We start from the raw sequence: 20,031 nt of genomic DNA on the forward strand, positions 1-20,031 counted from the left end.
TCACAGAAAAACTTTTCCAAGAGATTCACCCTGACAAAAAAAAACCTTTACTTGTGACAAGGTTAAAGAATTTTGTGGACATCAAGAGTTGAGTCAGAAACTAGGAGCAGATTTTTATTTTGCTACTCCTTATCATTCGTGAGAGAGGGGATTAAACGAGCATACCAAGGGACTGTTAAGACAATTTTTCCCCAAGAGGACAAATTTTAAAATTGTTAAGCCAGAGGAGGTGGAAAGAGCCGTAAACTTGATTAACAATCGTCCTCGAAAATGTCTTGACTATCAGACCCCCAATGAGGTATTCTATAAAGGTAGATCAGATAGTGATGCAATTCAGACTTGAATCAGCCTAAACATAGTAATTTAGCCTAATTTTTCTGCTAATTCTAACCAGCGATCGGTTAAATTATCAATTTTTTGACTTAATTGAGCTAATTCTTCGGTCAGGGTGGTTATTTTGGTAAAATCTTCTAGGGGTTCTCCATAAAGTATTTTTTCAATTTCAGCTTTTTTTGCTTCTAAAATTGGTATTTGTTTTTCGATATCTTCGTATTCTTTTTTCTCTTTAAAAGAGATTTTTTTATTGACAGGTGACGGAGAAGCTTTAACAGTTTTTGGGGTGACTTTTTTTTCTTTGGGTTCCTCCTCCTCTTTTTTCTGATCGAGATAAAGGGAATAATTACCCGGATATTGACGGATATTACCCCCGGTTTCAAAGGCAAAAATAGTATCAACTACTCGATCGAGAAAATAGCGATCATGGGAAACAACAATTACACAACCGTTAAAGTCCTCTAAATATTCTTCTAAAATTGCTAAAGTCTGCACATCGAGATCATTGGTGGGTTCATCTAAGATTAAAACATTAGGCGCACTCATCAAAACTCGTAGTAAAAATAAGCGTCTTCTTTCTCCTCCAGAAAGTTTATAAATTGGTGCATACTGTTGATCGGGAGGAAAGAGAAATTTTTCTAACATCTGGGAAGCGGTGATCACGCTGCCGTCTAGGGTTTTGACTAATTCGGCCACACTTTTCAGATATTCGATCACTCTTTGATTTTCGTTGATATTGAGATCATCGGATTGTTGATCGAAGTAACCAATATGAATAGTGGAACCGATGTCAACTGTGCCTGAATCGGGGAGAATTTTCCCGGTAATAATATCCATGAGAGTAGATTTTCCTACCCCGTTACTGCCAATAATACCGATGCGATCTTCGGGGGTAAAAATATAGGTAAAATCTTTAATTAAAGTATGATCGCCGTAAGCTTTCGAGATTTTTTCTACTTCAATAACTTTTTTGCCGATGCGTCTTCCTGCGGTGGCAATATCGACTTTTCCCTCCACCTGTTTAAATTCCTTATTACCCATTGCCTGAATGCGATCAATCCGCGCTTTTTGTTTGGTACTGCGCGCTTTTGGTCCCCGGGATAACCATTCTAATTCCCGTCGCAAAACTCCCGCGTGTTTGCGTTGACTACTGGCGATCGATTCTTCCGCTAAGGCTTTTTTTTCTAGATAATAGGCATAATTACCGGAATAAGTAGATAAATCTCCCCGATCGATTTCAATGATGCGATTAGTCACTCGATCGAGAAAATAGCGATCATGAGTAATTAATAATAATCCTCCCCGAAAACGGGACAAATAACTCTGTAACCACTCCACGGAAAGTGCGTCTAAATGGTTTGTGGGTTCATCCATCAATAAACAGTCAGGATCGGCTAAAAGTGCGGTAGCGATGGCGATTCTTTTGCGATATCCCCCCGATAAATCTCCCACGCGAGCATTAAAATTATCGATGCCCAGTTTACTTAAAATAACTTTAGCATTGGTTTCTAAATCCCAGGCGGCAAGTTTATCAATTTGTTGCGAAACCCTTGACAAACGTTCCATAATAGTATCCAGATTTTCTGGCTCATGGACAAGGCGATCGGACAATTCCTCGTATTCCTTAATTAAAGTCATACTTTCGCCACTATCGGCGAAAACCTGCTCTAAAACCGTTTTATCGTCGTCTAGCTCCGGTTGCTGGGGTAAATAGACGATTTTCATCCCCGAATTGATTTGAATTTCGCCACCATCGATCGATTCTAATCCGGCGATCATTTTCAATAGGGTCGATTTTCCCGATCCATTCGTACCGATCAGGCCGACTTTATCGCGATCATCGAGGCTAAAACTGGCATCTTTGAGAATTTCCTTGATACCGAAGTCTTTTTTGAGCGATCGAACCGTCAGCAGTGTCATGATTTCTGGGAATAATCCTTCTTTTCTAGTGTAGTGTCTGGACTAATGCAAAGGATAGATTAAGCAGGTTCTGCTGAAAAAGTTTTTCCCGAGGAAAAAAAACCTGTCCCTAATGGCGATGATAACCAGAAAAGGGACAGATTGGCTCAATGGAATGAGATTATTTTCAAGGGCCAGACGGCATCAGGAATTACATCATACCCATGCCGCCCATGCCGCCCATGCCACCCATGCCGCCCATATCGGGGGCTGCGGCTTCTTTAACGGGTTTTTCGACCACGAGGGCTTCCGTAGTTAGGACCATACCGGCGATAGAAGCGGCGTTTTGAACGGCTGACCGTACCACTTTAGCCGGATCGATAATTCCGGCGGCGATTAAGTCTTCGTACTTGCCGGTGAGGACATTGTAACCGACGCTAAAAGCGGTTTCGCGCACACCTTCCACGATCACATCCCCTTCCACACCGGCGTTATTAGCTAACTGACGCAGGGGGGCTTCTAGGGCTTTAGCGACGATATCGGCGGCGACTTTTTCCTCATCGTTAGTGAGAGAAGCTTTGAAAGCCTTCACCTTAGAAGCCAGATGAATCAAGGTTGTACCACCGCCCGGGACGATACCTTCTTCCACGGCGGCTTTGGTGGCATTGAGGGCATCTTCGATGCGGAGTTTGCGATCCTTGAGTTCGGTTTCTGTGGCTGCCCCGACCTTAATCACGGCCACACCGCCGGCTAATTTAGCGATGCGTTCCTGTAATTTTTCCTTATCGAATTCGGAATCGGTTTCTTCTAACTGTTTTTTCAGTTGGGCGAGACGTTTCTGCACATCGGCCTTATTGCGGCTGTCCCCGGAGGCGACAATAATTGTATTGTCTTTTTCTAGGGTGATTTTTGCCGCTTGCCCTAGCAGATCGAGGCTAACCGTGTCAAGACTTAAGCCCACTTCTTCGGAAATCAGACGACCACCGGTGAGGATGGCAATATCTTGTAAAACCGCCTTGCGACGTTCCCCAAAACTGGGGGCCTTGATGGCGACGACATTTAAGACTCCCCGGGCCTTGTTGACCACTAGAGTGGCTAAGGCTTCGCCGTCCACATCTTCAGCGATAATTAATAGGGGACGACCTTGACGGGCAACGGCTTCGAGGACGGGGACTAATTCAGCGATCGCACTGATCTTTTTATCGGTAATCAGGATCAGAGGGTTGTCGTACTCGACGATCTGTCTTTCCTGATCGGTGATGAAATAGGGGGAGATATAACCGCGATCGATCTGCATCCCTTCCACTACTTCTAATTCGGTGGTTAAGGATTTCGATTCTTCCACGGTGATTACGCCATCGGTGGTGACTTTTTCCATGGCGGCGGCGATCATTTTTCCCACTTCTTCATCGTTCCCGGAAGAAACGGTGGCCACTTGAGCGATCGCATCTCCGGCGATCGGTTTAGCGACGGCGGCGATTTCTTCCACCAGATAGGCGATAGTTTTGTCTAGTCCGCGTCTTAAGGCGACGGGATTGGCCCCGGCGGTAACGTTTTTCAGACCTTCTTTAATTAAAGCCTGGGCGATGATGGTGGCGGTAGTAGTGCCATCTCCCGCTAAATCTTTGGTTTTTGAGGCTACTTCCTGAATTAACCTCGCTCCGGTGTTTTCGAGGGGATCGGACAATTCGATTTCTTTGGCGACGGTGATGCCGTCATTAACGATCTGGGGGGCGCCGTATTTCTTTTCTAACAAGACATTGCGTCCTTTCGGACCGAGGGTGATTTTTACCGCATCGGCCAAGGCGTTGACACCTCTTTCTAGGGCGCGACGGGATTCATCTTTAAAGGCAATGATTTTGGACATGGTATCGCTGTTGTAATAGGACTCCTTATAGTTAATTTAGCACTCTTAGGGCTTGAGTGCTAACCCCGGTGTGCGGTTATTGAGGAGATAACGATGTTGAGGAGATAACGGTGTTATGTCCCTACGGCAGACTGAATTGAGTTAAAAAAATAAAAATTTATCAAGATTTATTAATAATTGCGGAAAATCAATGATAACTATTGTAGCATCGGGAAGCTAACAGAATTTTAGCCCATTTTCGCCTTTTTTTTAGGAGAAGACAATCATGATTAATCCAAATCCTGCTATCGAACAAAAAATTAATCAATTTATTCTAGAAACCCAAAATAAATTTAGTCAGGATAAATCAGCTACCCTTGCTAGTTACCAAACAGAAGCCAAAACAATCACTCAAGAGACTAATAATTTAAGAGATGAACTTATTCAAAAACTAGGTGAATTAACTTTTTCAGACCCTTTACCTAGCAGAGAAGAATTAGAAAAACAAATAATAGCTCATACAGATCAGCTTGTGGAGACAATCAACCTTTTATCTACGGGTAAAATTTCAGAAATTCCTCTTGATACTTTAAGCCAAGAAATTGATAGTTTGGTCGCAACAATTACGATTGTATTTGATGCTAATGCTAACGATGCAAACTTGCCAGAACTTGAGCAAAAACTAACTGCTTGGCAAACAAAAATTAAAGATACTTTGGTTAAATTTTCCGCCACTGTGGAATTACAAAAGAAAAATGAGTCTTTGATTGCTGAACTGAAGGATAACTTAGACAAATATAGTTCAATTCCTGAAGTAGATGAACCCTTTGAAAAGTTAGTCAAGGAATTTAAAGATAATTTTGCACAACTACAAGAAGCAAGTGTTTTATTTCAAACTTTAGACGATTTAATCAATGAAATTAAAGCTAGAGATGAGGTGATTAAACTAAATCAAAGAATTGATACTTTGCTGGGAAAAACTAAAGAACAAGTAGCGGGATTCCCTCCAGAATTAGACCGGGAAGTACAGGGAGAATTAGCCAAATTAATTATAATACTAGGGATAGCGCAGGTGGAACTCATCAACAGTTCCAAAGCTTGGGATATCATGCAAGTAAAGTCGGTGGTAGATGCTGGAGAAATTGCGATTAAATCTTTAACAGGTCAACCTAATATTATTTTGGCACAAAAATTACGCTATGCTGCCGAAACAGGATTAAGAAAAACCCAGATGGGTTTTTGGAATGGTCTAGCCGACTTCAGAGATAATCTTTTCCATTCTATCAAAATACCTACAAAAGTTTTAATTGGATTAGTGTTAGCTCTCCCTTTGAATTGGGGTATTATGAACTCCCCTCCAGTGAAGGATTTGCTTATGCCCTTACCTCCAATCTCAAATTCTAGTAACCAAAATACTGAGGACAAAGATGGAAATTTTAGACTCTTGATATTGATATTGATGACAGGGACTTTAGGGGGAGCAGTTAGTCTTCTAACTCGTTTGCAAGACTTTGATAATCCCAAAAATCAAAAATATGACGATGACTTCTTGCCATTGTCAATTGGTTTAACCAAACCCATTTTAGGGGGAAGTTTCGCTTTCTTTATTCTGCTAATTCTTAACTCTAGCATTTCTCCCTTACAAATTCGGACTGACAATGGAAATAAGGGGAATGACACCTATTTATATGGACTTTTGACAATGGCTTTTGTGGCTGGATTTAGCGAACGTCTTATTCCCGATTTAATTAATCAAGTAGAGAAAAAAGTAACTGTAGAGGCTAGTTCCACTGGACAGGGACTACCTCCAACGATTTTGATCGCTCCGTCTAGCGCAGCTTTAGCATTAAATGGAATCCAGGAATTTAGCATTAATCCCGTTGGTAACTACACCATCACAATCTCACCGCCAGAAAGCGGTAAAATTGATAAAAATACCACTGATGCCAAATTTACCTACACTGCACCCCCACAAGGAAATGCTGGGGATAAAATTACTATTACTGCCACTTCTGATTCTGGACAAACTGCCAAGGCTACGGTCACTTTAACTGCATAAAAAAAGACCAAGAGAGCCTTCTAGTTTGACAAAAAAAGTATAACTCCCATTTACCCCGATTTCGGGTTAATCGGAATGGCCAATGCTTGAACTTGAATTTTTTTTAACTCGGAAACTAATCGAATCGCCTGCTGTTCGTAGAGGGGGGCGCCGAGAGTCGCTGGCAAATTTTCCATGAGATCGCTGGCGGTTTTCAGGGGACAATTAGAAAAACGACTGATCACGGTGGGTGCTTCCGCGGCAATATTGCGGTTAAAGGCTTTTTCCACCCGCACGCGCCAAGTTTTGGGAGTGCGACGACCCTGTTCCACCCGTCGCAGTCCGTTGATGGTGGCCAGCACCACAATGCGATCGCCGATGCGTAAATTGAGATAATCTTCGGGCATTAATTTCGGGGCTTGCCGTTCTCGTTGGTGTAGGATCGGCACGACTCGATAACCGTAGGCAATATCCCCGATCGAGCTACCATTGAGAGTATCTCCGGCTTCGATCTCGTATTCTGTCACCAGAATCGTTTTTTGCGCCCAACGGAACAGATAGATAATATTTTCTCCGAAAGCCGCTCCCGTAAAGGCTTCTGCCGCTACGGTGTTGGTTCCTAAAATGTGAGATTGGGGCAGAATTTGACTTAATTGTTGACTAAGGGTATCGTCGGTGGTGCGGATGACTAAGTAGCTTTGGGGGTTGAGTTTGCGGGTGGTTAGGGCCACTTCTAAATTGAGGATTTCGTCATCAGTAACAATCGCTATACTTTTAGCCCTATCTAAATTGACATTTTTTAAAGATTCTTCGATATTTCCCGTCATCAGGGGCATTTTTGGCAGGATAGTTGCATCAAAATCCCTATTTAAGCTGACCCCGACGATCGCCTGTTGCATTTCTAGTAATAAATTAGCCACTTCTCTGCCGACTCGACCTAAGCCAACAATAACGATATGATTCTGTTGGGGAACTGGGGGACGGTTAGGGATAAATTGAAATCTTGATGATAATAAAGTTTCTGTCAAAATGGCATAGAGAACCCCGATAAAAGCGGTTCCAGCTAAGGTTAAAAAGAGACTAAATAGCTGCATCCACCAGGGAACCGCATTTAAATCTTCGGGGTTAGAGCCACCGAAAACATCGCCGTAACCACCTAATAAAAGGATCGCTGTTCCTGAAAGAGAGGAAATAAAGGAAGCTCTCGGGGCGTAGAGATGGAAAAGAAAAGTCCCGATAATTACTAGGAGGATAATGATAAATACTGACAGGAAAGCCACCCGGTGAATTTGCTGCTGAAAACTCAATTGCCAGAATTGTTGGATTTCTTTGAGGAATTTCTGCCAAAAATCCCGCAACTTCTGGGGAGAATTTAACGGTTTCTGGCGGACAGCATCGATGTTTTGATAGGTAGTTTCGATGGTGGTAATGGTATCACCAGCCCTGATAGTGGTGGTGGGAGACCATTGATAAAATCCGGCCCTTAAAGGTTCATCGGGGGCTGTGTGTGCTAACAGACGACGGGTGGGAGTATTTAAATCACCTAAAAAGCGATCAAGTAAACCATCTTCGGGGCTAATTTGTCTCTGGATAATCCGCAATTTCTGACCGTCGAGATGCAAAAAACCGAGGGTTTCTGTGCCTAATGTGGCTAAAGCAAAGGCATTGGCGGGTAGTTGGGTGGGTTCATAGGCGATAAAATTGCCTAAACGTTCCTTAAGTAGCTGATTGAGATTATCTTTAGAAGAACGCACCACTAAGCGGGTAAGAGGATTTAATTGCCGAATAATTAGGGCGGTGGTGGCATTAATTCGCTCATCACTGGTGACAATTAAAGCAGCCCGACAGCGATCGATTCCCGCTCTTGCTAAAATGTTTTTTTGACGACAATCACCGATAATTATTTCCTCTAATAAATCGGGAAAATCATTAATTTCCCAACTGGGAGGCTGTATTAGTTCGATACCGACGACGCTAACCCCAAACTCTTTTAAAGACTTGACGCAGTGTTGTCCGAGACTACCCAATCCACAAACTAAAAAGCGATCGGCTAACTTGACATTCCCATCGACAAAGCTGAGAGATTCTTGGTTCATAGATTCTGCTTGTCTTAAAAAATAGAAGGATTTTTCAAACTTCTGATCCCCCCTGCCCCCCTTGATAAGGGGGGTGCTGATCTCCCCTTAATCTACCCTTAATTTTTTTTTAACTAAGGGGGGTATTAGACAATTTTAAACAACTACCTAATTATAACATACCAGCATTTTTATTGCGTACCCGTTGATACATTTCTTCCATTACTTCGATAAAGGAGGTATCCTTATCCCAAAATGCAGGATAATCACCAGCTTTTTTAATAACAATTGCGGGAATAGTTGCGGCTTTGACTAACTGAGGATTTTCGGGTAAACGGTGATGGGAGTGCCAAAATTCTTTGAGATCAATTGTTTCTGCTGCTGCTATAGTTTCGGGTTTAGTGTGATAGGAAGTAACTGGGTTAAGAGGAATTTTTTCCTCTTGGATGGAGGAGGAAAGCAACTTACCGAGAGGAGTTTTTGCTAACTCTTGCAGTAATTTTTGACGAGAGATACCCCGTAATTCAAATAAGAGGAAAGGATCCTGATCTAATTGGGAAGCAACGAGGTAATAAACTCCAGCAATATGTTTACAGGGATTTTCCCAATCGGGACAGGAACAATTGGTGATAAAATCCTTTTGACTGTGGGGTAATAAGTGGATATTCAGATCGCTAAATGCTTCATCAATATTATCGGGAACTTCTTTGAGCAGCAGTTTAGAGATCATACTCGCTCTTGAACCAAGATTGTATAAAGCTTGTGACCACTCTGCTTTAGTAATTGGTTTAATCTCGATACTCACCTTATACAAAGGTTCTTTGTAAACCCCAAAGTAGGGATTAATGGAACCTCGCACCTGAGCAGTAATTAAATTACCGTCAATTTCGTAATTCTTGACTTTATCATTTTTAGCGTAGGAACGTCCTCGACTCAAACGCGCTGAGTCGGTAAATTCCTCTAATGCTTCTATAAAGCGTTGTCCCCACCAAGTTTTACTAAATTTATTCATAGGTTTACCTCGATTAAATAATTGTCTGTTTATTCAATGCGATTAACTGACGAAAACTTTCGTTATCTAATTCCGTTAACCAGGATTCATCATTACTAACAATAGCATTAGCTACCTTTTTCTTTTCCTCGATCATTTCATCAATTCTTTCCTCTAAGGTTCCCAATGTGACAAATTTATGCACGAAAACATTTTTTTGTTGACCAATTCTAAAAGCGCGATCGGTTGCTTGATTTTCCACCGCAGGATTCCACCAACGATCGAAATGAAAAACATGATTTGCTTTGGTTAAAGTAATCCCCACTCCCCCAGCTTTTAGAGATAAAATAAATACGGAAGGTTCTGTTTCAGGATGTTGAAATTCTTCGATCATTTGTTCTCGTTTTGGTTGAGAAGTCCCCCCGTGAAGATAATAAGTATTATAGCGAAAAGTTTGTTTGAGGTACTTTTGTAAGGAGTCACCGATTTCAGTAAATTGAGTGAAAATTAGCAGACTATCTCCCTCTAAAATTACTTCTTCTAGCATTTCTCCCAAACGCTCTAACTTATGCGATCGCTCAGGGGTAAAAGCACTGTTATCCTGTAAAAATTGACGGGGATGATTACAAATTTGTTTCAAGCGCATCAGGGTAGATAAAATTAATCCCTTGCGTTTTATTCCCTCCGCTTCTTCTAATTGTTTTTCCACTTCTTTGATAACAACTTCATAGAGAGAAGCTTGTTCTTTAGTTAAATTACAATACTGTTTGTTTTCCACTTTGTCAGGCAAATCTTTAATTATCTGCTTATCGGTTTTTACCCGACGCAGAATAAAAGGTTCCACTAATTTTTTGAGAACCGTGGACTGGAGACGATCATTTTGTTTTTGGATTGGCACTTCAAAAGCTTTACGAAATTGAGTTTCTTTACCTAAATAACCAGGGTTAAGGAAGTTAAAAATTGACCATAAATCAAGCAGTCTATTTTCTACTGGAGTTCCCGTTAATGCGAGACGATGTTGTGCAGATAAACTCAAGATTGCTTTGGTTTGTGCCGCTTTAGGATTTTTGATATTTTGTGCTTCATCAATTACTAAACGTTGCCAAGATTGCGAGTTAAATAATTTCAAGTCCTTGCGAACTAAGGTAAAAGAAGTAATGACGATATCCTTTTGACTAGCTACTGTCTGAAATTCGTTCTCATCTTGATAGCGCTTACTACCATGGTGAATTAAAACCTGAAGATGGGGGGCAAATTTTTCAATTTCTTTTGCCCAATTTCCGACCACGGAAGTGGGTGCAACTAGCAGAGTTGGTAAAACATTATTATCTCCCTCTCTTTCCCCAATCAATCTAGCAATTACTTGTAGGGTTTTTCCCAGTCCCATATCGTCAGCAAGACAACCATTTAACCCCAATTGTTCTAGGTATTGAATCCAGGCAACTCCGCGCTTTTGGTACTCCCGCAGCGTTCCTTGTAATTGGGGAGGATTTTCGATCGGTTCTAGTTGACTAGGATTTTGTAATTTCTCTAGCATAGAACTTAAAAAATCATCGGTTTCAACAATAATTTCCTCTGGGTATTCGGCAGCTTTTTTCATTAATTCAATCAGATTCATTTCAGGATTTTCCTGCTGATATTTCTGCCAAAAATCTAGCATTTGCTGCATTTTATTTTGTTCTAATTCTACCCATTGGCCTCGAAATTTAACTAAGGGTGTTTTGGTGTTAATTAATTGTTGCCATTCCTCTTGACTAATGGTTTCTTCACCGATGGCTAATTCATATTGATATTCAATGATGTTTTCGAGGCTAAAAATCCCTTTACTAACGGGGGTAGATTTGCCTGATTTAGAAGTGGTTTTTAGCCGAACTTTAGCGCGTTGACGGCCTTCGGGAGTCCACCAAGCGGGAATAATTACCTTATATCCCGCATCTTCTAAAATCCAAGCAGTTTCTTTTAAGAAAGTAAAAGCTTCTGTAAGGTTGAGATAAAATCCCGTCGGTTTATCCGTTTCTAATCCTTGCCAAATGGGGGGATAAATACGGGCAGCATAACCCAAACTTAGTAAAATATTTTTGTCTAAATCTTGACCAAAATGCGCTCGTATGCTTGTTCTAGTTTCGGGTACTGCATACCAATATTCGTCTAATTCTAATCGCAGGGAGGGGTCTTGTTTAGAGATGAGGATAAAAGTAATTTGCCACTGTTCAATATTATTTTCTGGGGCCTCGGTTAGTTTAAAACCGAGGGTAAAATTAGATATATTTTGGTCTCCTAGTAATTGCTGTCTCCAAGTTTGCCACTGTTGATATTTTTCTAAAGCGGCAGCGGTTTGCAGAAATCCAGCAGTCTTAGTCACAGAGAAGCAATCACCTATAATTGTCTCGCTAATTTTTTTATCAAAACTGGCAGGAATTGCCGTATTAGTGACAATTTCATTGAGGAGACATTCGGAGAAGTGCTGGAGTAGGGTTTTGGGATCGTATAATTGTGGGGAAGCATGGGGATTTTCAGCGCCGGCAAGACAAATGCGGGGAAGATATTCGAGATAGTGATCGAGATTGGTTTCGTAGGTTGCTGATATAATTTCCCAAAGAGGGTAGATGGCAAAGTTAGCGGTTTTCTTGTTATTTGTGGTTAATTCTCGATATTTAAAGGCAGGAATATAGTTATCTTTGAGAATTATTTCTTTAAAAGCTTGACTGTAGTGATACCAAAAAAGTAGATCTGCACCTAACTGAATCTCTGAGGAGTTGTAAAGACAGATAAAGTGCAGATCATTGAGCAGTTTAAGTACAGGATTAAGGGGATAACAATCAATTTGCCAAGATTGCCATTGGCTATTTTCTGGGGGTTCTTTTTCTAGATAACGCAGTAATTCTAAGGAGGGTAAAGGTTGATTCTCGTGACTAGGTAAAAGAAAGTAGCGGGGGACAAATTGCCGACTAAGAGGATTATAATTCGATTGAACTATTCCTAACTCTCCAGTGAGAAAGCTAGTTAATTCTTCTTTGCTTAACTGAAAAGGATGATAATTATCAGCAGTGGTGCGACTCTTTTTCGGGGTGCTAGTTTCTCCCCAAAGATAAAAGCTACCCTTCTGAATAAATTCGTCCGTTGATTGAGGAATCCAAGTACCGTGAAGAATTTTCATGGTTTTTAATTAGTACAAAAGAACTTAAATGAGAGCAAGACTTAGCCTCTAGAAAAATTGTAGCGATTATGGGAGGATTCTCCACACTTTTTTGTCCCTTTGCGAACCCAGAAGTCCTCTGGATCAGAGAAAAAGGTTAATAGCGCTTCTAGGACAAAAAACCATTGAGAAGACGTGATCAACGGTTTTTTTGAGCTTAAAGCTTATCCCTATATGGGTTTAAAGCTATTTTTGTTCTAGGTTTTGTTGAGGTTCCACTAAGAGGTATGTCTAATTATATCAATTCTCCAAAATCCGGCTACAGGAGTTTGATCCCCCTACCTTCGGCATCTCCCTTAAAAATGGGAACTTAAATTCGATAATTCGATCTGTAGTTTTTATGGGTGAGAATTGGTATTAATTAACTTTTACCCAAATACTGCGGAAATATTTTTCGGGATTATTTTTATCGGTATTTTTACAGGGAGTATTACCAACTCGCTCGATTGTACCATCATCGCTTAAAATCTGAAAGCGATCTGGGAAATGGGGATAAAACAACAAAGCTTCTGGACGAAAACCGTCAGGGAATTGCAGTGATTCTATCTTTTCCGGTGCATCTTCTTTTTTTCCTGACCAAGTATAGAAAACAAATTGATCGCCTCCATGAAATTCTCCGGCAATAATTAAATATACTTCTAAAGCTGGCCAAAATTCAATGCTACGAATTCCTAATCCTCCCAAATCTAGCAGGATAGGATCACCAAATTCAGCTTTAGCCGTGGTTGAATTAGTAACTAAACTCTTGGGATTTTTTAGGGGTAATAAAAGAGCTTTACCGTTGGGGACAGGATTACGAAAACCGATTAAGATATTTCCGTCTGGAGTTGCCGTTAAACCTTCAATATTTAATCCTCCTTCAGCTTTGGGAGCTTTGGTTTCTGCTGTTTTGAAATCAAATATTTTAGCCAATTGAGAGTCTTCGATAATATCGCGCAATACTAACTGAGTATAAGACTCACCCACTTGAACTATACTAGAGCCGTCATCGGTAATTTTACTAGCAAAAAATTGATGACGAGGGAGTTTTCGTTCAGCATTTTTATTGCGGCCATGAGAAGTAATCCAATAGATTATGTCATTTAGCACAGTTACCCCTTCTAAGTCGATTTCTCTATTTTTAGGATTGTTTTTTAGCCAACCATTAATGTCAATGGTTTCCAGCGCTTTTCCCGACTCTTGAGAGGAATAAATCCAGAGAATATTACCTAATTCTACATCTACCTCATCATTACCAATAACAAATTTATTTTCTCCTAAAGCAGTGGCCGCAGAAGCATCACAAATTCCCTGATGTTTGATTTCTTGGATAATAGAAAAGTTGAGAGGTTGCATGATTGTATTCTCCTTGTTAACCAGAAAAGTGAGGATTAAGAAAATTATAGGCAATAAAAGATAAAAGGACAAAAAATGACTAGAAATAATTTGAGAAAGGATTGGTTTGAAGATTGATTAAAAATCGTTAAACTGACAGCCATAATTATTTATTTCTGAGTATTAGGTAATATGGGTTTGCCAGTATTACGCACATTGATAAACTTCCCTAAAATATCAAACCAAAAAGGTGCGCCCATCGCCACGGCTACTCCTGTCATTAGCCAGCCAAAGATAGCTTGTAACAAGCCATTTTGTTCTTTTATTTGTTCACCATTAAACCATCCTTTTTCATCCCAACCAATTGGCAAAGGTTGATTAATTTTTTCTAAATCCTTGACACTAACTTGTAATTTTTCTGTACATTTAGCTACTTTGGTGGGATCAGCTTGAGCATCTTTAAAACAAGATTTATTAGTTTGAAAAACTTCTGTCGCTACCTGATTAATTCCCTGTCTTAAATTGGAATTTTTGGATAGTTGCTCAATAACATAAAAACTATCAATATTGAGCAAGGCAGCCGCTAAAAAACCAAAAGCGAAAGATACCCCCTTGGCATTTCTTTTATATACCCCCGATGTTCGCTCCATAATTTGAGTAAAAGTGTTGGCTATTTCATCAATAAAATTCTCCAGAGTTGGATTGTCATGTTTGAGTTTGGTACTATCACCTATTTCTATCAATCTGTTGATCGCTAATTTGTCTATTTTTGAGAAATTGGAAAGACTAGCTAATTTCTTAAAAATTCCTGTTTTTTCTCCAACAAGATTTTTTCCTAAAAAATCCGCTTTCAATAATTTTTCATTATCTGAAAGTTGACTATTAACTAGACTAATTAGAGATTCTGCCAAAACTTTTGGTTCAACATAGGAAGGACCAGCCGAATTTCCAGTTATAGGATTAGTGTATTGATTGAAACTTGATAATAACGAGTCATTATTGTACAAAGATTCCACCGTATTTTTCCCCAAGAATATTTCCAGAGCTTTTTTTAAATTTCTAGCCCGAAATTCTAATAAGGCGGCCAATTGTTCCTGTAATTCGGAGATAATAAGGCTGGAAGCTAAGTAGATAAAAATTAGAGCAACAATAATTTCGAGAAGGGTTCCTAGGTTCATTTTTAAGACCTCACTATTGATTTTACAAGTTTTTGTTTTTAGTTATGACCAAAGTATATTAAGGCAATTCCTCGGTTAAAATGCGGCGGACAATTTCGGTGACAGCGGCGGCTAAATTGGTATCTCTTTCCCTGTCGGAACCGTTGGGAGTACGAAGAGCTAAGGAGAAAGTTCTCAGTTTAGCTGGTTGCACACGATTATCAACAAATTTGACGAAAGCTACATAAGCAAAGGAACTAGGACCGAAGCCAACTTTAGAAATTACCACAGGTTGACTAATCACATTTATCACACCTAAAGTTTCTAAAGCAACATCAATATATCGTGCTGCATCGGTTCCCATAGCACGAACAACGGTTTCTAAACTATTCCATTGACTGCCGATAAAACGAGTATTAGTAGTTAAATGTAGATGCCATCCTAACATCGTAATTAAACGCACTAAATCATAAGTCGATACATCATTTGTTCCCGTGGTATTATCTACTGGTGATCTTAAGACGGTAGCACTGCTACTTAAATCTTTGATAATTGGATCTTTAATCAGAGAAGGATTAAAATATCCCCCAGTAAATTTACAACTGGTATTTCCCGTTTGAGCTTTTAGCCAAGCTTCCAAATCCGCTCGTTTAGTAAAGCGTTTAAACAAGGCTCCAATTTGATTCGAGCGTCCCAGAGAACCATCAGCATCTTTTCTATAGGAAACCATATCAACCACCAGATCAAAAAATTTAGGTTTGGGAGAATTAGCTGGTTCAATCACACAATTATCAACATCAACTGTAGGGAATTTCTTATTAATTTGTTCAATTGTGTTAAGAACTCCAATGAATTTAGTGGCACTGAGTAATTGTTCTGGATTAAAGGCATCTTTCCCTAACCAATGGGTTTTGATTGGACTGCTGCCATCGCCAAAACTTCCCACACATACACAGGCATGAGAGATGTTACTGGCCAGAAAATTTAAGCCATTTGTGTCAATATTGGGTAAGTTTCCCCGTTGGGGATAATCGCTAAAAGTAATAGTTTTCCCTGATCCTACGAGAGTAAAATTAGTTCCGTAGGAAACTAAATTAGTCCCGTCTGGTTTCTGTTTTAAGTGTTCAGGATAGTCGTCCACTTCCATGGCAAAAGGCGAATTCCGCAGTGTTCTAGCGACGAATGACTGAGTTACCCCAATATTAACCGGTGCGATTGAATTATCTTGGATGGTGGTTAATTTGTTAAGTATAAATTTAGTATCTTTGGCTTGATCTAAGATAAAAGGTAGCTGTTTTGTGTCAAGTAAATTAGTAGCAATATTGGGATTAATTGCCACTGTGTCAGAAGGAAGTCCAGATAAATTCAAGGCTTGACAAAATTCTTTGAGTCCTCGCCAAGTAAAAGTATCTCCAGTGCCTAAATCACCATCAATCCATTGTCCACCGGGGTATAACCCTAAGTTAGCTAGTTTAGTTTGAATTTCTCTTACTAACCCTTGATCCGCTTTTAGTTGGGAACGGGTCAGAGTTTTGTTATCGTTAACAATGTCTTGTAAAGTTGCCATAGTTTTGTCCTTGAAAGAGATTAGGAAAGGATAGGAAAAGTATTAAAGCAAATTCTTAATGACAACAAACCAAGGTCGAGTAGTGTCCTTTACTTTACCATTGGTATCAAGTTTTAGGGTCTTTTGGGTAACTGAATCGCTGACATTTCCTCCAATAATATCAATTTCATTCGTTCTTTTTGCTACTACCAAATCACAATGAGAAATATAATTGTCAGTGGTATCATAAGTAACTCCTGATTGACGAGGAGCGCAAACTAAATCACCAATTTCTGGAGTTACTTCATCAATTTTAAAAGCCACAAAAGGAGCATTAATGACTTGATCTTTGCGTTTTTTAACACTATCTCGAATATAAACTGAATGACTCGCATCTCGCTTAAATTTATCGGCCGCACCTGCTTTTGTCATGATCCAAGAAATAAATGCTGCTGACCAAGGTACGTTACCCACATCAAAACGAGTGTCAATATCGTTACGATTTAGAGCTTCTTTCCAATAGGTAACAATGCGTTGCCAAAACCCATCTTCTCGTTCTTTTCTTGTCCCTTTTTTAAAAAATTCCCATTCTTGAGTAGCAATATTAACTAAGTTTTGCTTAAAATTTTGATCGACAAAAATTTCGACATGAGAAATAAAAGCAAACCAAGTAGTCATACCATCACGAGGCGTTTCTAATTGAATTTCCCAGTGATTATTAGGAGCGGATCGATATTGTTTGATGGCTAGGGTATCCCCTTTTGCTAAGGGAAATTTTTGGGAATCTGTTAAGGTACTGCTATCTTGAGGTAAAGCCTTGATGACGGTATTCACTAAAGCTTTTAGGGTTTTGTCAGCCATGATATAAAGTCTCCTTGAGAAAATAAAGAACGATTGAACGATTAGGATTTGTGCAGTGTATTTAAAGCACTTTTAATCCGGGTATCAGTAATCACAAAGGCAGTGAAGGTTTTGCTAGGATCACTCTTAACATGGGAGAAGGGATTTTTATTAGTAATTCCCAAAAAAGTATCAATCTTATTTCCTTTAATTGCACTCCCCACATCCGCCGCAAAGAAATAACCATCATGCTTCACTTTTTTTCCCGAAGGCAAAATGACTTCTTTTCCTCTTGCATCAGGAATATAAATAACTGTTCCTAAAGGGATCACGGTTTTATCAACGGCAATGGTACGATAAGGAACTAAGATAAAGCCTCCTGAACCATCTCCAAAAAATCCTTTAGCTGGGGCAAATAAAGAGCGATTCATGGCTCGGATAATGGCCTCTTTTAAGCTCGGAAAAAAGGGTTTACAATTGGTTTGAGCGGTTGTTCCGGTTGTGGCAAAGTTAAAGGTTTTAAGGGTATTGCTATCCGTTTTAACTTGTACAGTGCCTTCTAAAGCGGCAGTACACCAGTCTTTTTTAGACAGTTTAACGCCTAAAGAAGTACCACTGGAATTTTTTAAGGCAATGGCATCGGTCGCACTACTCGATTGAGCTTGATGAACAAAGTAGAAAGTAGAAAATAGGGTCAATTTTTTATCTTTAACGCCTTCTGTCGGTTCAGGAAAATCAAAGATAATTTGAGATTCAGTTAGGGCAATTAGAACAGGAACAAATTTATCCTTTTGAGAAGGGGAAGTATAGCTAACTTGTGCAAATGCAGGAGAGACAAAGCTGCTCATAATAACTAGATAAATCCCTGCGATAATTAATAGTAAGTGTTGCAAATATTTGTTCATAATTAGTTCCTAAGAACGAATTTCAGTTAAAATGTCATTAAGTTGTTTTGACCACTGGTCTAGGTTAAAATTCTGAGGGTCATCATGTCCACCCGGTACGATTTGATCAAGAACAACATGAAAAGCAGGAATTAACCATTTTCCGCGCCGTACACTGGCCGCAATATAAACAACTGCTAGGCGATCTAATTGAGCTTTGGTAAAGCCAGGATCGGGCGATTTAGCATCATTTTTTCTGGGTGGAGAACATTGAGATTGACCAGGGTTTGGTTGACATCTTCTAGGTTGAACTAATTCAACTGCTAAGAATAAACCCTTACATTTATTCACCCCACAAAATTGATCCGATTCTCGTTTTGTAGAACGCCAAGGGATATTAAAATCCTTACGAGTGATGGATTCTCCTACTCGATTAATAATAATATGCGCGGGAGAATTGTCGCCACTACCATATTGATTGAAGTTGTTAAACCTCCAACTAGCTTCATTAATATTATTGGGAAGGGGATCATTTCCCAAATTAGGAGTGCTGGTATCATGAATAATAAAATAACGAGCCAATTCTGCACTGGGATTATTATTATTAGTTCGTGAAACTGGTTTATCTAATGAACCACCAATGTCTGCTTCGTTAATTCCTTGAGCTTGTAGATATCGTCTTAATTGCTCTTTACTGATATCGATGGTGGGTCTAGTTAAGAGTTGATCAAACGGAGCAGGTAAACTGGTTAAAGTTAGTCCTACATTCCCAAAAATTTTGGGTTGACGCAATAAACATTTAGCCTGATCGATAGAAGAAATCTGAGAAGTCGGTACTATTTGACAAACGGTTTGAGCTTGGATTTTTGCTTGAAAAAATAAGATTATTACTAAAGTAAATCCAAAGATCATGAATCGCTGAAAAAGCTTGAATAACACAGCTTTACCACTCCTTGAAATCTTGAAATAAATAGAAAGACAAATTTCTTCTAACTAGATAACTGGACATGACTGACTAAAATTGATGCTTGAGGGCTGCAAACTGAATTGATGATCAGAACCCCAAGAAAGCCAAGGAAATCAAGCTAGATAAAATTGTTGATAGCCGACGCTAACAGGTGTAGTGGTTCCTTTCAAAACAAAGACTGCATCGTTAAAGAATTTAATAAAGCGATCGCAGTGTGCGGAAGTACCAATGGGAAATTGACGCATTCGCCAACGATTATTGGAATTTTTGTTTTCAAATAGAGAACCAGCATTATAAGCACAGGCAACTTTGGGGGGATCTAACAAAGTTTTCAAGCGTTGATCGGCAATAAATGACGTTCCTGCTTTAATAGAAATACTGGCATTTTTTAAGTCATCTCGATCGATGGTTGAATTATGTAATGTACCTCTGGCCGTAGAAATTAATGTTTGCATTAAGCCAACACTGATCAAATGAGGGGTGATAGAATCAGATACATAACCCGGTTCTTTGCGGATAGCGTCTGCTTTTCCGTTCGATTCTGTGGCAATGGTGGCAATAATAATTACTGCTGGCACATTAAAATGTTTTGACCATTGATTAATTTCATCAGAAAAATTATTCCAAATTTTAGTAGCAGTCGCCGGTTGACCACTGGTTCGCTCAATGCCGCTACCTTCAATTTCCACTCCATCTTCTGCCAATCGCCAGCGTACACTATTAGGAAAAGCCCGATGAAAATCTTTTAGGGGATTATTGTCATTGTCATCGGCAAGCTCGGGAATTTCTAAAACTTGTCCCACGGAAATTTGATTAGGATTGGCAATATCATTGGCTTCTTGAATTACCACAAATTTTGAAGCATCACCATAAAATTTTAAAGCAATTCCTCTGAGGGTATCTCCCGATTTAATCGTGTAGGTTTGCATAAAATCATCTCCTGAT

Annotated in this window: 13 protein-coding genes and 1 pseudogene; 2 read left to right on the top strand and 12 right to left on the bottom strand. The window is 39.6% G+C overall.

The window, feature by feature from the left end; translation table 11 throughout:
- Nucleotides 1-343, top strand: a pseudogene (locus tag O9323_RS10380) (IS30 family transposase); the annotation flags it as partial.
- A 20-nt stretch (nt 344-363) separates the two neighbouring features.
- Here O9323_RS10380 and O9323_RS10385 read toward each other — a convergent pair.
- Nucleotides 364-2,253 carry an ABC-F family ATP-binding cassette domain-containing protein gene (locus O9323_RS10385; protein WP_149107963.1) on the bottom strand — a complete coding sequence of 630 codons (1,890 nt, stop codon included), beginning with the start codon at nt 2,251-2,253 and terminating at the stop codon, nt 364-366.
- 190 nt (nt 2,254-2,443) lie between these two features.
- On the bottom strand, nt 2,444-4,099 hold the full coding sequence (gene groL / locus O9323_RS10390) for a chaperonin GroEL (RefSeq protein ID WP_288125062.1): 1,656 nt from the start codon (nt 4,097-4,099) through the stop codon (nt 2,444-2,446).
- A gap of 265 nt (nt 4,100-4,364) precedes the next feature.
- On the opposite strand from groL, the gene O9323_RS10395 reads away from it, so the two are divergent.
- Entirely contained in the window at nt 4,365-6,137 is a 1,773-nt protein-coding gene (locus O9323_RS10395) for a hypothetical protein (protein ID WP_149107964.1), read from the top strand.
- A 50-nt stretch (nt 6,138-6,187) separates the two neighbouring features.
- Here the strand turns inward: O9323_RS10395 and O9323_RS10400 are convergent, their stop codons facing one another.
- The 10 genes from O9323_RS10400 to O9323_RS10445 form a co-directional block, all read right to left on the bottom strand.
- Nucleotides 6,188-8,212 carry a potassium channel family protein gene (locus O9323_RS10400; RefSeq protein WP_002750558.1) on the bottom strand — a complete coding sequence of 675 codons (2,025 nt, stop codon included), beginning with the start codon at nt 8,210-8,212 and terminating at the stop codon, nt 6,188-6,190.
- 151 nt (nt 8,213-8,363) lie between these two features.
- Nucleotides 8,364-9,203 (bottom strand): SWIM zinc finger family protein, encoded by an 840-nt coding sequence (locus O9323_RS10405; RefSeq protein WP_002750560.1) that lies wholly within the window; start codon nt 9,201-9,203, stop codon nt 8,364-8,366.
- A gap of 13 nt (nt 9,204-9,216) precedes the next feature.
- Complete coding sequence (locus tag O9323_RS10410; protein WP_002750562.1) at nt 9,217-12,339, bottom strand: DEAD/DEAH box helicase; 3,123 nt, start codon at nt 12,337-12,339, stop codon at nt 9,217-9,219.
- Nucleotides 12,340-12,735: 396 nt separating this feature from the next.
- The gene (locus O9323_RS10415; RefSeq protein WP_002750563.1) at nt 12,736-13,713 is read right to left on the bottom strand and encodes a DUF3616 domain-containing protein; all 978 of its coding nucleotides are present in this window, start codon (nt 13,711-13,713) and stop codon (nt 12,736-12,738) included.
- 149 nt (nt 13,714-13,862) lie between these two features.
- Nucleotides 13,863-14,780, bottom strand: a complete 918-nt coding sequence (locus O9323_RS10420; RefSeq protein WP_223210990.1) for a hypothetical protein — start codon at nt 14,778-14,780, stop codon at nt 13,863-13,865.
- Between the two features lie 148 nt (nt 14,781-14,928).
- Nucleotides 14,929-16,416 carry a hypothetical protein gene (locus tag O9323_RS10425; RefSeq protein WP_149107965.1) on the bottom strand — a complete coding sequence of 496 codons (1,488 nt, stop codon included), beginning with the start codon at nt 16,414-16,416 and terminating at the stop codon, nt 14,929-14,931.
- 42 nt (nt 16,417-16,458) lie between these two features.
- Nucleotides 16,459-17,256, bottom strand: a complete 798-nt coding sequence (locus O9323_RS10430; protein ID WP_002750566.1) for a DUF2272 domain-containing protein — start codon at nt 17,254-17,256, stop codon at nt 16,459-16,461.
- Nucleotides 17,257-17,297: 41 nt separating this feature from the next.
- Entirely contained in the window at nt 17,298-18,140 is an 843-nt protein-coding gene (locus tag O9323_RS10435) for a 3D domain-containing protein (protein ID WP_002776150.1), read from the bottom strand.
- Between the two features lie 9 nt (nt 18,141-18,149).
- Nucleotides 18,150-19,031: a hypothetical protein gene (locus tag O9323_RS10440; protein WP_238142359.1), complete on the bottom strand. Its 882-nt coding sequence runs from the start codon at nt 19,029-19,031 to the stop codon at nt 18,150-18,152.
- A 168-nt stretch (nt 19,032-19,199) separates the two neighbouring features.
- A complete protein-coding gene (locus tag O9323_RS10445) occupies nt 19,200-20,015 on the bottom strand; it encodes a LysM peptidoglycan-binding domain-containing protein (protein ID WP_002750571.1) in 816 nt (271 codons plus the stop codon).
- Between the last annotated feature and the right edge of the window lie 16 nt (nt 20,016-20,031).

Origin of the sequence: Microcystis sp. LE19-131.1A, assembly GCF_027532015.1 — a bacterium.
In the GTDB taxonomy this organism is placed as follows: domain Bacteria; phylum Cyanobacteriota; class Cyanobacteriia; order Cyanobacteriales; family Microcystaceae; genus Microcystis; species Microcystis ichthyoblabe_A.

What these genes read in the sequence shown, in the direction of transcription:
- O9323_RS10425 (WP_149107965.1), bottom strand. Translation starts at nt 16,416, where the DNA reads ATGGCAACTTTACAAGACATTGTTAACGATAACAAAACTCTGACCCGT.
- groL (WP_288125062.1), bottom strand. Translation starts at nt 4,099, where the DNA reads ATGTCCAAAATCATTGCCTTTAAAGATGAATCCCGTCGCGCCCTAGAA.
- O9323_RS10445 (WP_002750571.1), bottom strand. Translation starts at nt 20,015, where the DNA reads ATGCAAACCTACACGATTAAATCGGGAGATACCCTCAGAGGAATTGCT.
- O9323_RS10405 (WP_002750560.1), bottom strand. Translation starts at nt 9,203, where the DNA reads ATGAATAAATTTAGTAAAACTTGGTGGGGACAACGCTTTATAGAAGCA.
- O9323_RS10395 (WP_149107964.1), top strand. Translation starts at nt 4,365, where the DNA reads ATGATTAATCCAAATCCTGCTATCGAACAAAAAATTAATCAATTTATT.
- O9323_RS10440 (WP_238142359.1), bottom strand. Translation starts at nt 19,031, where the DNA reads ATGATCTTTGGATTTACTTTAGTAATAATCTTATTTTTTCAAGCAAAA.
- O9323_RS10415 (WP_002750563.1), bottom strand. Translation starts at nt 13,713, where the DNA reads ATGCAACCTCTCAACTTTTCTATTATCCAAGAAATCAAACATCAGGGA.
- O9323_RS10430 (WP_002750566.1), bottom strand. Translation starts at nt 17,256, where the DNA reads ATGGCTGACAAAACCCTAAAAGCTTTAGTGAATACCGTCATCAAGGCT.
- O9323_RS10385 (WP_149107963.1), bottom strand. Translation starts at nt 2,253, where the DNA reads ATGACACTGCTGACGGTTCGATCGCTCAAAAAAGACTTCGGTATCAAG.
- O9323_RS10435 (WP_002776150.1), bottom strand. Translation starts at nt 18,140, where the DNA reads ATGAACAAATATTTGCAACACTTACTATTAATTATCGCAGGGATTTAT.
- O9323_RS10410 (WP_002750562.1), bottom strand. Translation starts at nt 12,339, where the DNA reads ATGAAAATTCTTCACGGTACTTGGATTCCTCAATCAACGGACGAATTT.
- O9323_RS10400 (WP_002750558.1), bottom strand. Translation starts at nt 8,212, where the DNA reads ATGAACCAAGAATCTCTCAGCTTTGTCGATGGGAATGTCAAGTTAGCC.